Below are 14,137 nucleotides of genomic sequence, written 5' to 3' on the forward strand. Positions count from 1 at the left end.
CCCTTCTTTTTCCTTAAAATCTCTTATCATGTCCTTATAATCCCACATTTTCAGGGACCTGTAACCTTGGCATAATCTTTGCGGAAATATTCGGTAAAATTGAAGTGAGAATAGTATTTTTCTTCGGAAAATTAGTTACAGGCAAGTTTTTATTGTATATCCAAAGGAGATAAGAGTGAGGAATAAAGGAAATAGTCCGGTTTTGACTTCACCGTGGAAGATAGGTGTACTGGTTGCTCTATTACTTATGATCACAAATGTGGGCGTTGGATATTATATTGTAAATCAATATGGTATTGATCTCAAATGGCTTAGTAATAATAGCAATGTATGGGGAATTGAAACATTTACCTTTTTTAAGGAAGTTTTCCCGCTTGCTGCTGGAATCATTCTATGTTCTCTCTTTTCCTATTTTGTCATTGCCTCAGCAGTAAGAAGGTATAGATATTATGTGGATTCCGGCCAGGATTACCGGAAGTTAGTTTCTATTGCAGATAGTATAGATGATCTTACTAATCCGACTCAGATAGCGCGTCTTTCAAATTATCCGGAACTCCAGAATATTCTAAGAAATTACGGAGACAAAATCAGAGAAATATCAGAGGGGATTAACTCTAAAGAAGAGCAGTTTGATACCGCGAAACTTGAGAAGGAAATTGATTCTGTATTAAATGGGAAACCCATTCTCCAGTCGTCCAGTGAAGAAAAGCCTTGGGCGGATCTTATAAGGAAACTCGATGAAGGCTTCAGGATAAAAGATAAAATTATAGAAGAAGCAAAAGAAGCAAATGAGACGTTGGAAGATGAAAGAAAAAAGATGAATCAAATGGGTCTCTCATTAGGCAAAGTTATTGAATCCGCCGATGCCGCAATCAAAGATATGTCTTCTATAACATCCCCCGCTTCACAGGCGAGGGAGTTCCTTAATGACAACAGAAATATATCTCCCGCGGAAAACAGCGGGCAAGAGGCAGCTGAAGTTAAATCCGCGATATCGAATATGAAAAAATCGCTCAATAAACTTGAAGAGGGCAGTATCGCGATGAGAGATTTTTCCGAGAAGAATAACGGCCTCGCGCTTAACATCGCGTTAATGGCCGCCCGGGGAAATATTGGTGAAGGTGATCTGGCCGGATTTGCCGAGAAAGCCAGAGAAACGGCTGAAAAATTTAATAAACTTGGCGGCGCGGTAATAAGTTTGCACAAGGATTTGGATAGTAATTATAAGGTATTCAAGTCGTCTCTGTTAAATGGTGACACCAGAGAGAGTTCTGTAAGTCAAAGTGCTGAAGAAATCGTTTCACGGATCACAGCCGATTTAGAGGAAAGAAAGGGCAAACTCGAAAATAATCTTTTGAGACTTAAAAATGATCTTGAGCGTATCGATGCGATCTTCAGGGGAAATTCTGATCAGATATTAGCAGATTCTGAGAACGAGCTGAAGCGTGAGTCTGAATACTCCGAGAAGAACGAAGGCACTGTTGAGATAGACCAAAGCGCCGGAGATATAAAGAGTGATTCCGAGGAAGAATTTGTAATCAGCAACGGGTCAAACTGGGACAGTAATAAACTGGATGAAGAAGAAAGCCAGCCAATGGCTGATAATCCTTCTACTTCCGAAACTGCTAGTGAAGTGAATGTGGAAAGACCGGAAGATGCTTTTTCGTCAGATTTTGCATCTAAAGAAGTATTAAAGTCTGATAATGAAAACATAAAAGATGATTCTGACAGTTCTGATGTTACAAGAGAAGAATCTCAGGATGATTCATTTGCTTCCTTGGATGTTATTCAAAATGATAAATCTGCCGAGTCAAAAGATATTAATGTTGAGTTTGTAGAAAATGCGGCCGATGAGGTTACGGGTGAATTTGGAGAAGAAAAAACGGAAGAGAACCCGTTAGCCGAAGACAAGTTAGTTGACAGTGAAACTTCCAAAATGGAAATAAAGGAAAGCAAAGAATCCAGGCCTGATAGCCTTGGTCTGGAAGTTGCCTACAGGAAACACCTGGATAAGTCTGTCAGGAGTCAATCGAAAGCGTCAAAGCCGGATGAGAATTCAGGTGAAAAAGAAAGTGATGAGGGGCCAATTGTTGATCTGTTTGATCTTGGAGCTGTTGAGATAGAATCCGCCGAAGTACGTCAGTGAGGTGAATCTTGCCGGAATTAGGAAATGAAAATATAGAACTTTTCAAGAAGCAGATAGGTGACCACACAGAAAAACTCGCCCTTCTTATGGATAATTCATCAGGTGAGTTGATAAATGAAACAATCCTTGGAAGAGTATGTTTTGCTAACAAACTTCTTGAAGGAAGTTCGAGGATGCTGGGGCTGAGTGACTGGAGTGAAACACTCGTTATACTTCGCGAGTTCTTGGAAAAAATTAATAACGGGGGATGGACATGGGATGAAAATAAGTCTCAAGTGATATCTGAAATTATTGAAATTGAAGAACGGATCACCGATTCTATTTCCTCGCCGGATTTTGAAGATAATTGGAACCGCACCGTGTTTGAGGGAGTAAAGAAGGAAATTGAATTGCTCCGAGTAGAATACGAACAAGATGTTCAGTCTACATCTATTTCTAATAACGGCAGTTCTGACAAGGAATCTGTTTATATAGATCCGCCGCATCAGATGCAGTCCAATAAAGATGATTTTAATGTGTTTGAAGAGTTGACCGGCTTGTTCGAATATCTGCGAAATGAATTTAAATCCTGTATTGATAATAATGATCTTTTAGATCAGATGACGAATGAATTCGAACTCAAATTTGAAGAAAGCAAGTTTTACATGAATCTTGTAGGCAGCATTATAAATAAAATTACAGGTAGAAGGGGACATCCTTCCGCTGAAATTTCAAGCAAGCATCTTATTGACGGTATAAGAGATGTTGTAAAAATATACAGTCAAATGAAGAACCGGAAAATAGTTTTTAACACGAATTCGGATGAATTTTTAATAAGCGGAGAAGCGGCATCCGCATTCGCGGAAATAATTTCGAACTGTATTTCTGATATAATATCGCTGCAAATAGACGGCGAAGATGATCTAACGATAAAAGTTGACGTTACATGTGAGGGATCATACTTGGAAGTAATTGTGAGTGATGATTGTAAGCGCTATCTTAAGGGTTCTGAGATAGATCAAGATGATCCGGCGGCTTTTTACAAGGGATTGCTTTTTGTTAGAGATATTCTAAGAGCTTGGGGAGGATTACTCTGGGTTGAACCCGGGAGAAGTAAAGACTTCAGGTTTAAGTTTACTTTTCCAACCGACGGCGACAAGACAGATTATCATGTATTCAAAGCAATGGGGAAAGAAATATGTATTCCTTTACGATGTATGGAAGAGGCAGGTGAATTCGATCCGGATAAAAATGAGATAGTCTTCGAAGACGGCAGATATTATATAGATTTCAACAGCAAAAAAATACAGGTATTTGGAATGCGGGAATTAGTGTCTGAAGAAAATAATTCCTTAGACGAAAGCAGCAATATAATTATAGTCGGATCTGCGGAAGAGAGAATCGGGATCTTCTCGAACGGTCCCGGTTATAGATTTGAAGGTTTAAAAGCTCAACACGTGGAAGAAAGCTGGGGATCTATTTCAAGATATTCGCTGCAAATCGGTGATCTCAGCTGTTTTGTGCTCGATGTCCCGATGCTTTTCAAGAGGATTGAAAATTTAAGGAGTCTTGAAACTGAATTTGTGGGATCCGTCTCCGGCTAATATAGAGGAGATATGAAATAAATTGTAATGGTAATCGCGTGCGTGGTTTAAACAATAGAGAGGTTGTCATGGGAAAAGAACAACAGCATGACTATGGTAAAATCATCATCGGAGGACATGACGACATTCATGATGTAATGACTTCTGTTGAAGCTGCTGATTATCTTAAAATGCATGTTAAAACAGTATGTCGTTTAGCTAAGGAAAGAAAGATTCCGGCTAAAAAGGTGGGAAGCGAGTGGAGATTTCTCAGAAGCGTACTCGATAGATGGCTTGCCCAGGAAGAAGTTATAAGTTCTTCTTGAAAAGGCCGATTGCCGCTGGAGATAAGATATGGCAAAAACTTTGTTTAAAAGGGTAGAAGTAGATCAGCCCCATGTTGCTGTATTCAAAATTTCGGGTAACCTTGGCTTCCATCAGAATAACAAGATAAAAAAGCTTGTTGATGAATGTCTGAGAAGGAAATTCAAGAAAGTAGTTTTTGATTTTTTGGATCTGTCATCTCTCGGTGGCGGTGTTGCAAGGATATTCCGGGATTTCTTAATAGAATACCGAAGGATGGGATATACGGTTAATTTTGTCGTAAAAAATGATGTTGTCCTTGATTTTCTAAGGAGTGGAGATATTGATGTTCCGATATACTCCACTCTAGAGGCGGCTTTGAATACTTCAGAAGATATATCCCGTCATGAAACGGGAGAAGGTCAGACAGATAAAGAGGATAATAAGGAAACGGAAAAAGTTAAGACGGGGAGCGGTGGTAATAATGGAGAAGACAGCAGAAAGCCGGACGCGTTAAAGGAAAAAACAGGCTCGAGTGCTGAAAGTGCCCGGAAGAATAGTAACGGGGATGCTGTTTCAGAAATATTCAGTGAAGGATACCAGGATATATCTATATTCCCGGAAAGAATCAAAACTAAAGATTCAAACAATGAAGAAAAGGGTATGGGGAAGAGCAAACACGAGGTAAACGCCGATATTAATATAAAATTAAGGCGTAGAATACTGGAATTAAAGACCCTATTCTCAATAAGTACCGATTTTAACAAAATACATAACAAGGAAAAACTCCTGGACATATTCCTCTTAACGGCAATAGCCCAGGGGGGTGTTGAGTCGGCTGTCTTCTTGGAAAAGAAAGGCGAACATTTAGTTCCCGTTGTTTCCAAAGGTGTTGATAAGAAGAGAATGGAAGATTTTAATATCAATATACAAAATTTAAGGAGAGTTGGGGGAAGGAGAACCCTGACTCATATTGATGATATTGTTGATGAAGATCAGAGAAGAATATTTAAAACAAATGAATTTGAGTATATATGTCCATTTATCGTAGATAAGGGTATAGCCGGTGTTTTTGTGATCGGGAAAAGACTTTCCGGACATGAAATGAACGAAGAGAATTTTGAATTCCTCAACATTCTAGCCAGTGTTGCCGAAAGTGCCTACAGGAATTCTATCATGTTTGAAAGAGAGAATGAGAGAACTCTGGGAATCGTTAAAACTCTTATTTCTATGATAGAAGAAAACACCCTTTTAAAAGGCACTTCCGAATTTGTTTCTCGTTATGTTGGAGTCCTCGCGAAAAAGCTGAATTATCCGGACGAGCATTTTAAAGATCTGATTTATGGAACAGTTCTTCGGGATATGGGTATGATAAAAATAAGTGATCTCATAATAAAAACCCCCCGGGAATTATCCAAGAACGAATGGTCAATAATTAAAAAACATCCCGATGACGGCGCTGAGATGCTGCGGAGGATGGGATTTAATAACCATGTTGTAGATATAGTAAAGAGTCATCACGAAAGATTCAACGGAGAAGGTTATCCTCGGGGATTAAGAGGCAAGGAAATTCCTTTGGGGGGCAGGATAATATCGGTAGTAGAAAGTTATTCCGCTATGATTCATGACAGGCCCACAAGAGCGGCCCTTTCGGAGAAGGAAGCACTAAACACACTGAAAGAAAATTACGGCCTCAGGTATGACAGGGAAATCACCCGCACCTTCGCCAGAGTTATGGAAAGAGAGTTTGCCAGGTCTATTACCAACAAAGAAGTTATGGCGAAAGGCTAGATATTGAACGGAAATATTCTTATAGTCGATGATGATCCGAATGTAGTAGAGATAATTACTGAATCTCTTGGCAGAGAGGGGTATGTAATCGAATCGGCGTATGACGGTAAAGACGCCCTTGACAAGTTTGAACGATTTGATCCTGATCTTGTGATTCTCGATACTGTTCTTCCGGAACTGGATGGCTTCGAAGTCTGCAGTCGTATGCTCACGGATAAAAAGAAGCCTGATATTCCTGTAGTTATGATGTCCGATAATATTATGTCCGATTCAATCAGGGAAAGCGCTAAATATGGCGCTAAGGAAATAATCAAGAAACCATTCACCGTAGCTGAGATTGTAACTAAGATTAACAAATATTTTATAGACGCTTATGAGAAGAGAGATATCATATCAAGAAACGAATCTCTGGAAATGGAAGTTAAAAAGAATCAGATTGATTATGATAATATGCACAAGAAGCTAAAGCTTAAGGTCCTGAATCTTAGGGCTCTTTCTGATTTAAGCCAGGATTTGAACAAACTCAGGGAACCTCAGGAGATCATACATATACTGTGCCTTACTTTAATGGGACAGATGGGCATAAGTTCAGTGGCTATATTCAACAGTGAGAATTTAGATGCGGGGGAATTGTCATTTGCCGGCGGCATAGGGGTTCAGGAATACGACCTTAAAGATCTGACTTTTTCAAGGGACAGTAAGTTGATCGAATATCTTGTGTCAAAAGAAGGGGTTCTCGACCTTAAAAATCACAATACCAGCAGTGAAGTTGCTGAAGAAGTAAAAACAATTATTAATCTTGATTTTAGATACTGTATTCTGATGGTTGTTAAATCAAACTTTATTGGAATTATTCTACTCGGTAACAAAATTAATAATCAGGATTATTCAGAGAATGATTTAGAAATGTTCAATTTCCTGAGCCACTCAGCAGCCAACGGGCTGGCAAACTCCAGGCTGTATTCTAAATTACAGAATACATATTTATCGACAATCAAGGTTCTTGTATCGACAATAGAAGCTAAGGATCCCTATACAAATGGTCACACCAAAAGAGTTGTTAAATTTGCCAACCTTCTTGCGGAAAGACTTCATCTCAGCAAGAAGGAACAAGAGATAGTCAGTTTCGGCGCTGCTCTTCACGATATTGGCAAGCTGGGCGTTTATGAAAATATATTAAATAAATCCGGTGAATTGACGGAAAAGGAATGGAAAGTAATAAAAAGCCATCCTGAAATCGGGGCCAATATAATAAAAGACATGGATTTTCTTAGGCTGGCGAGTGATCTAGTCAGGCATCATCATGAAAGGCTCGACGGGAACGGGTATCCCGACGGACTCAAGGCTGATGAAATATCAATTGGAGCGAGGATAGTTGCCGTAGCGGACAGCTTTGATGCCATGACAAGCAACCGCCCCTATAGAGAACCGCTTTCATACGAAGAAGCTATTAGCCAATTGATTGAACAGACCGATAAATTTGATGAGAAAATTATCCGCCATCTTTCCGATTTGGTAGAATCTAAAATAATTTAAAGGCAGATTTATTATTGCCTGACCGGGCTGCTACTTATATTCCATTGTAAATTTACTTGACACCTTTCTCTCGGAAACGGGAAACCCCTCCGCGAATTCAATTTAGGTACGTGAACAGAGGCTAACTTACCTTAAGTGTAAATTAGGGTTACTATATATTTAATTATGTATCATAAGTTTGGTTCCTCTAAAGCCATTATATGGCAAGCTTTTACGTTTAAACCAAGTATCTATTCGCAGTCTGGAATCTTTTTTGCGGAGTAATTATAAATGACAGGAAGATAGATTAACAATTTGAGGGAGTGTTGATCCGGTGAGAGGATGATGTGAGGTGGTGGGATTATCACTCCCTTAAAAATTAAATATCCCTTTAAGTAACATTATTAACCGGAGGGTGCTGGATTGACACCTTCCGATTTTATTCCCATCATGTTAACAAGGCTGTTTCTCAGGGTGTTTACATCCAGCTTACGTTTCAGCTTACCGTCGACAGCGATTGAGACCATGCCGTTTTCTTCGCTAACAATAATATTTATCGAGTCCGTTTCTTCAGAGAGACCAATCGCGGCCCTGTGTCTGGTACCTATTGATTGAGGAAGGCGGGGATTCTGAGAAAGGGGCAGGATGCATCCGGCGGCAATGATTGTACTTCCTTCAATAATTACTGCTCCGTCGTGAAGTGGAGTGTTAGAAGTAAATAGTGTAACTAAAAGATCTTCTGTTACTTTAGCGTCTAACGGAGTACCCGTCTCTATAAAATTTTTCAATCCAATATTTCTCTCGATTGAAATAAGAGCTCCATAACCTCTTTCGCTGATCTGAAAACATGCTTTTACAATTTCATTGATTGTTGTTGATTCTTCGACTTTGAGAAATGGTCTCAATATAGGGTTTTGCCCTAATTTTGTAAGTGCCTTGCGTAATTCAGGTTGAAAAAGAATCACAAAGGCAATAAGCCACACTGTTTTAAGGCTGCCGAGCATCCAGTTGAGGGCGTTGAGATTAAACCAACGCGCTATAAAACTGACGAGGATAAGCATGAAGAGACCGCCGAACATCTGTATCGCTTTAGTTCCCTTCATCGAAAGGTAGAGCCTGTAGAAGATAAAAGCGACTATGGCAATGTCGATTATGTCGATAAATATGTTAAATTGGTAGCTACTCATTTTTTACTTACTTCTCCCGTCACTGCGTTCCATACATTTATAAAATCGTTTGTTTCCTTAACGTCATGTGCCCTGATAATATCCGCTCCTCCATGTTGAAGAGATTTCGCCAGTACGGCTAATCCGCCGTAAGCGCGTTCGTCAGGTATGTTTTGCTTTGTTAACAGCCCGACAAAGGATTTCCTGGAATATCCCAGAAGTACTGGAAACCCGAGCCCTTTAAAACTTGATAATTCCCGTATAATATCCAGGTTGTCTTCTAATCTTTTACCAAAACCTATTCCCGGGTCAATAATTATTTTATCTTTTGGAATCCCGTGCTCTATAACCGCGTCTGTTCTCTTTGCAAGCCATCTGATAATATCAGTAACCGGATCTTTATAATATGGGCTATTTTGCATTGTCTCGGGTGTTCCCAGCATATGCATAATTATAACAGCGGTACTTTTCTCCAGGGCCACTTCAAGCATTGCCGGGTCATGTGAAAGTCCGCTTATATCGTTTATTATCTCCGCTCCATAGTCCGTTGCCAGCCGTGCCACTCTGGAATTCCTTGTATCGATAGATATTGGAACTTTCAGTTTGCCCGACAGTCTTTTTAGTACCGGCTCTACGCGTTTGATTTCTTCCTCCAGTCCGGGACTCTTCGCGCCCGGTCTGCTTGATTCACCGCCAATGTCGATAATTGAGGCGCCCTCCTCTACCATTTGCAAAGCCCTCTCACAAGCCATGTCCGGATCCACGTAAAGCCCTCCGTCACTGAAACTGTCCGAGGTAACATTGAGAACCCCGGCTATAACCGGTCCACTTGTGAAATCTATAATATGATCGGTGAGTTCTATTTTTCGCGGAACATTCAAATAGGAGTGAGCGAGATTTGAAATTTCTTTCCCGAGTTTTTTAAGATTAAACGGCTGGGATTTCAGCTTGTGTTCCAGTAAAAATATTTTTCTCTTATTAGATATAATATAAACCGTGGATAATTCGGGTTTACCGGTAATTACGTCTCTATGCACCGCGGCTTCCTGGCCGAGTGAAAGCATTTGTTGTTTTATTATATTAGCGGCGGGTGGAGATACATTTTCAATCTGGATTATCCATTTTTGAGTTTTCTGGCATATAATATTAATACCTTCAGCATCCACTCCTGATGCTTTGAGATGTTTCTTGAGGGTTGTCATGTCTCCTGAAGGAAGAAGCCGTAACGTGTATTTCATAATCCCTTTACTGGATATAAAATATGGAAAACCAATTTTGTCAGTTATCTTCTTCAGATTCTTTATCCTGACCGGTTTTATTCTCGCTGGAAGAAAAATCGGTTCCGGGTGCCGCCTCTTCTCCTGAAGTTCGGGGGTCTTCTTTCATCTCTGTTTTTGTTCGATTCTTTTCTTTGTCCCCTTTTTCCTTGGATTCATGTTTAGATGGAGATTTGTCCCCGGAACCGGACTTTTTATCGTCAGGTATAGGTTCGTCCAGAGTTCCGCCGCTTAGTAATATCTTGATTTCCTCTCCGTCTAAAGATTCTCTCTTCAGAAGTGTTTGGGCTACTTTGTGCAGTTCTTCATTATGTTCAGTCAGGATATCTTCCGCTCTTTTATGACATTTTTTAATAATTTTGCTGATCTCATTATCAATTTCTCTTGCTGTCTCTTCACTGAATTCGTTTCTGGAAGCTAATTGTTTCCCGAGAAAAATGTGTTCATCATCTTGATGATCAAAGGATATCGGGCCAAGGGTATCGCTCATGCCCCACTTTGCCACCATCCTGCGGGCAAGGGATGAGGCGCGGCTTATATCATTCTGCGCTCCGGTTCCAATACTTCCTATAAATAGTTCTTCAGAAACTCTTCCTCCCAGTGTTGTTGCTATAATATCCATCAGATATTCCTTAGAGTGAAAATACATATCATCTTTTGGAAGGAAAAATGTCAGGCCGCCCGCTCTTCCGCGCGGAATTATTGTCACCTTATGAAGTGGATCGGAATTTTCCACATAGGAACCTACTATAACATGTCCGCTTTCGTGATAGGCGGATACTTTTCGAGCATCTTCCTTCATAACATGACTTTTGCGTTCCGGACCTAATCTGACTTTATCTTTAGCGTTTTCTAAATCTTCCATTTCGACTTGATTTTTGTCTAATTTCGCGGCAAGCAGGGCTGCTTCATTAACGGTGTTTGCCAGGTCAGCTCCCGACATACCCGGAGTCCCGCGGGCTATTATTTTAAGGTCAACGTCATCAGCAAGGGGAATATTTTTAGAATGTACTTTAAGAATTCCCAGTCTTCCTTCTAGGTCAGGCATATCAACGACAACTCTTCTGTCGAATCTGCCGGGTCTAAGCAGAGCCGGGTCGAGAACATCGGGCCTGTTAGTAGCGGCGAGAAGAATTACCCCTTCGTTGGTGTTGAATCCATCCATTTCGACAAGAAGTTGATTCAGCGTTTGTTCTCTTTCGTCATGTCCTCCGCCGAGGCCCGATCCCCTCTGTCTGCCCACGGCGTCGAGTTCATCGATAAAGAGGATGCACGGCGCGTGTTTTTGTCCTTTTTCGAAGAGGTCACGGACACGGCTTGCTCCAACACCGACAAACATTTCAACAAAGTCGGAGCCGCTCATACTGAAAAAGGCGGCTTTAGCTTCTCCGGCCGCGGCTCGGGCAAGAAGGGTTTTTCCCGTTCCGGGCGGGCCGAGAAGAATTACCCCTTTCGGTATACGTCCGCCCAGCTTTTGAAATTTACGCGGATCTCTAAGGAATTCAATAATCTCCTGCAATTCTTCTTTTGCTTCCTCCGCTCCGGCGACATCATCAAATGTAACATCGGGTCTGTTTTCGCCAACTAATTTCGCTTTACTTTTACCAAATGAGAAAGCTTTGTTGCCTCCGGTTTGCATTTGCCGCATAAATATAAACCAGAGTGCAAAAAGGGCTATAAGGGGAAGGGCGGTAGCCAGGGCTTTTACCCAGAGGCTGCTTCCTGGGAATTCAGCTTCAATAATCGCGTTTGGGTTATTTTCCCAGATCTTCTCGGGCAGATCTTTGTCTTCAGCGGGGAGTATGACTTTGAATTTGCTTATGCTGGTTTCATTGGGACCTCGGGGTAAGATAATTTCATTAATTAATTTACCTGTAACTTCAAGCCCTTTGATATTTATTCTGTCAATATTTCCGCTTTTTATCTCACGCATGAAAGTTGTATAGTTGATAGTGTGCTGATTTTGTACTCCGGAATTGAATAGAAGATAAGCGAGGAAACCCATAATAAGGATCATAACCCAGAGTGCCATTGAACGGGATGGCTTTTGTTTCCCGGGACCAGTTCCGGGAGGTATCCATTTATTGTCAGGTTCTTTCTTGTTTCCGCCGTTTTTGTTATTGTTTATTTTATTCATGTTAAATACCTGTTTTAATAATTAATCAGTACAGTAATTTGTATCACAAAGTTAAGATAAACAATAATAATCCTATTGTCTATCAGTTTGTATATAACTGAAATAGCAATAGGTATTTCAGTTTTTCTAAATCCTCTGCTCCTTGATTTCTTTTTCTATTTTTGAGAATTGTTCGTTTATCCCGTCCATCTCTCTAAGATCAGACGTCAATTCTCTTATAAATGACAGATGCCTGAAATGTTCCTTAAAATCCAGTCCATATCCGATCACAAACACATCCGGTATACTAAACCCTTTATAGTCAATCGGTATTTCTACCTCCCTTTTTGTCTGTTTATCAAGAAGAGTGCAGATCTTTATACTTTTTGCTCCGGCATCGAGTAAATTATTCATCAGTTTTGAGAGTGTGTTGCCGGTGTCGATTATTTCATCAACTATTATTATATCTCTCTCCTCTATATTGTTTCGTATAAGGTTATTGATTTCAATGGTTTTACTTCTCTGAAGGCCGTTTCTGTAGCTCGACAGAGTGATAAAATCAATTTCATGGGGGATTGTAAGTTCTCTGACCAGATCTGCCAGGAAGATAAAAGCGCCTTTAAGAAGGGTTATGAAGACAGGTGTTGAATTTTTATAATCCTCTGATATTTCAAGCCCAAGCTCCCTGACCCTCATCTGTATTTTATCTGAAGATATAGTATACATCTATGCTTTTGCCCCCTGATTTATAGTCGCTGCAAGCAATTTTCAGTGTATTATTTCTAACGGATTAAGTCTATCACTGAACTTAAATGATATCCAGAGTTTTTAGGGGGAATCATTAAGTTCATTGTCGAACAGGATATTAAGTGAGCGTATATCAATTATGCTTTGTTAGTTTTATTCGAATTATCTGCTCTGTTTTCTTTGATATCCTGGTTCTCTCATCTGTTGTGACACCGGGTATCCATATTATCCCTTTTTTATCCTCGAAAACTGGAATACGGTTTCTGACAGACAGAGAAATCTTATTATCAATCATAATATCGCTTAATTTTTTACTGCCCCTCATACCAAACGGCCTTATCCTGTCACCTTGCTTCCTTTCCCTGATTCTAATCGGGAAGAAGACTGAGCCGAGGTATGCTTCATTATCAGAAGAGATGGGAGATAGGTTTTCAGTTCCGGACAGCTTTTCTATATTGACGGTTAAATTCCAGGAGGGAAGATCGTATTCGCCTGACTCGGGAATGGTTGTTTCAGTCCGCCTTGAGAGATTATCAGCTGTATCCTTTGAAATACGCAGGTGAATTTGCTCAAGAGTTATCGTTATACCATGAGGTAAATTGATTTTCCTGCCCGATTGACACGAACGCAGAAGTGATTTTGCGGCGTCGAAGTGACACTTTTCGATATCCTGGTGGATATCGAAATAATTCTTTAAAACAGTATCTATCAGAAGGTAAATTTCAAAATCGCTTATTCCTTTGAGTTCTTCTAAAGGAATTTTGACCCTGTTTTCTTCTCCGTATTCTTCGGCGATGCGCTCTACCCTCGAACTAAACATATTAAATCCTTCGGAGATGTTTTCAGCCAGTTTGATCAGCGATTTATCTATCGAGGGATTGAATTCATCACGAAGCATGGGAAGCAGATGCTTTCGAATTCTATTGCGCGTGTAGCTGATATCAAGATTGCTCTTGTCGGTTGCAAATCTGATATTTCGAGTTTTGAGAAATTGTTCAAGATCCTTTCCACTGCAGCAAAGAACCGGCCGTATAAATATACCTCTTTTTTCGGGAATTCCCATTAAACCTCTTAATCCTGATCCCCTGATGATGTGATGTAAAATTGTTTCGGTCTGATCATCCTGATTATGCCCTAAAGCCACAACGGAGGCTCTGAACTCTTCCGCGCTTTGCTTAAGGAATTCATAACGGAGAATTCTGGCGGTTTCTTCAATTCCTTTCCCCTTTCTAACCGCAGCCGCCGGTGTATCTCTTAAAGCCGATATCAGGGGAATATTTATTTTTTTACAGTAGTCAGCGACCAGTTTTTTCTCATCCTTTGATACTTTGCGAATTCCGTGATCAAGATGCGCGGCTCCAAGAGTGATGTTCAGTTTGTCTTTCAGTCCGCGGAGAATTGTCAGCATGGCCATTGAATCTGCCCCGCCGGATACTGCCGCGATCACGCGGCTTCCGGGGTTGATTAAAGATTTCTCCTTAATCCATTTCTCGACTTCAAGGATACAATTCATA

At 40.4% G+C, this 14,137-nt stretch carries 10 protein-coding genes; 5 read left to right on the top strand and 5 right to left on the bottom strand.

Annotated features, from left to right (window positions below; translation table 11 throughout):
- Positions 1-175 precede the first annotated feature (175 nt).
- From U5O15_01780 to U5O15_01800, 5 genes are all read left to right on the top strand, one after another.
- Complete coding sequence (locus U5O15_01780; GenBank protein MDZ7859396.1) at positions 176-2,146, top strand: hypothetical protein; 1,971 nt, start codon at positions 176-178, stop codon at positions 2,144-2,146.
- 8 nt (positions 2,147-2,154) lie between these two features.
- Positions 2,155-3,729 (top strand): hypothetical protein, encoded by a 1,575-nt coding sequence (locus U5O15_01785; GenBank protein MDZ7859397.1) that lies wholly within the window; start codon positions 2,155-2,157, stop codon positions 3,727-3,729.
- Between the two features lie 68 nt (positions 3,730-3,797).
- Positions 3,798-4,034: a helix-turn-helix domain-containing protein gene (locus tag U5O15_01790; GenBank protein MDZ7859398.1), complete on the top strand. Its 237-nt coding sequence runs from the start codon at positions 3,798-3,800 to the stop codon at positions 4,032-4,034.
- Between the two features lie 28 nt (positions 4,035-4,062).
- Positions 4,063-5,802 carry an HD domain-containing phosphohydrolase gene (locus U5O15_01795; GenBank protein ID MDZ7859399.1) on the top strand — a complete coding sequence of 580 codons (1,740 nt, stop codon included), beginning with the start codon at positions 4,063-4,065 and terminating at the stop codon, positions 5,800-5,802.
- Positions 5,803-5,805: 3 nt separating this feature from the next.
- Positions 5,806-7,338, top strand: a complete 1,533-nt coding sequence (locus U5O15_01800; protein MDZ7859400.1) for a response regulator — start codon at positions 5,806-5,808, stop codon at positions 7,336-7,338.
- Between the two features lie 383 nt (positions 7,339-7,721).
- Here U5O15_01800 and cdaA read toward each other — a convergent pair whose 3' ends face one another.
- The 5 genes from cdaA to tilS form a co-directional block, all read right to left on the bottom strand.
- Positions 7,722-8,504 (bottom strand): diadenylate cyclase CdaA, encoded by a 783-nt coding sequence (gene cdaA, locus U5O15_01805; GenBank protein ID MDZ7859401.1) that lies wholly within the window; start codon positions 8,502-8,504, stop codon positions 7,722-7,724.
- Entirely contained in the window at positions 8,501-9,721 is a 1,221-nt protein-coding gene (folP, locus tag U5O15_01810) for a dihydropteroate synthase (GenBank protein ID MDZ7859402.1), read from the bottom strand. Before folP ends, cdaA begins: the two co-directional genes overlap by 4 nt.
- A gap of 40 nt (positions 9,722-9,761) precedes the next feature.
- The gene (ftsH, locus tag U5O15_01815) at positions 9,762-11,897 is read right to left on the bottom strand and encodes an ATP-dependent zinc metalloprotease FtsH (GenBank protein ID MDZ7859403.1); all 2,136 of its coding nucleotides are present in this window, start codon (positions 11,895-11,897) and stop codon (positions 9,762-9,764) included.
- Positions 11,898-12,023: 126 nt separating this feature from the next.
- A complete protein-coding gene (gene hpt / locus U5O15_01820) occupies positions 12,024-12,602 on the bottom strand; it encodes a hypoxanthine phosphoribosyltransferase (GenBank protein MDZ7859404.1) in 579 nt (192 codons plus the stop codon).
- A gap of 154 nt (positions 12,603-12,756) precedes the next feature.
- Entirely contained in the window at positions 12,757-14,136 is a 1,380-nt protein-coding gene (tilS, locus tag U5O15_01825; GenBank protein MDZ7859405.1) for a tRNA lysidine(34) synthetase TilS, read from the bottom strand.
- Position 14,137: the final 1 nt, after the last annotated feature.

It is taken from the genome of Candidatus Krumholzibacteriota bacterium (assembly GCA_034520215.1).
Classification (GTDB): Bacteria; Krumholzibacteriota; Krumholzibacteriia; order Krumholzibacteriales; family WJIX01; genus JAGHBT01.

Excerpts from the sequence above, each read along its gene's own strand:
- U5O15_01790 (MDZ7859398.1), top strand. The coding sequence starts at position 3,798 with ATGGGAAAAGAACAACAGCATGACTATGGTAAAATCATCATCGGAGGA.
- U5O15_01795 (MDZ7859399.1), top strand. The coding sequence starts at position 4,063 with ATGGCAAAAACTTTGTTTAAAAGGGTAGAAGTAGATCAGCCCCATGTT.
- tilS (MDZ7859405.1), bottom strand. The coding sequence starts at position 14,136 with ATGAATTGTATCCTTGAAGTCGAGAAATGGATTAAGGAGAAATCTTTA.
- hpt (MDZ7859404.1), bottom strand. The coding sequence starts at position 12,602 with ATGTATACTATATCTTCAGATAAAATACAGATGAGGGTCAGGGAGCTT.
- folP (MDZ7859402.1), bottom strand. The coding sequence starts at position 9,721 with ATGAAATACACGTTACGGCTTCTTCCTTCAGGAGACATGACAACCCTC.
- cdaA (MDZ7859401.1), bottom strand. The coding sequence starts at position 8,504 with ATGAGTAGCTACCAATTTAACATATTTATCGACATAATCGACATTGCC.
- ftsH (MDZ7859403.1), bottom strand. The coding sequence starts at position 11,897 with ATGAATAAAATAAACAATAACAAAAACGGCGGAAACAAGAAAGAACCT.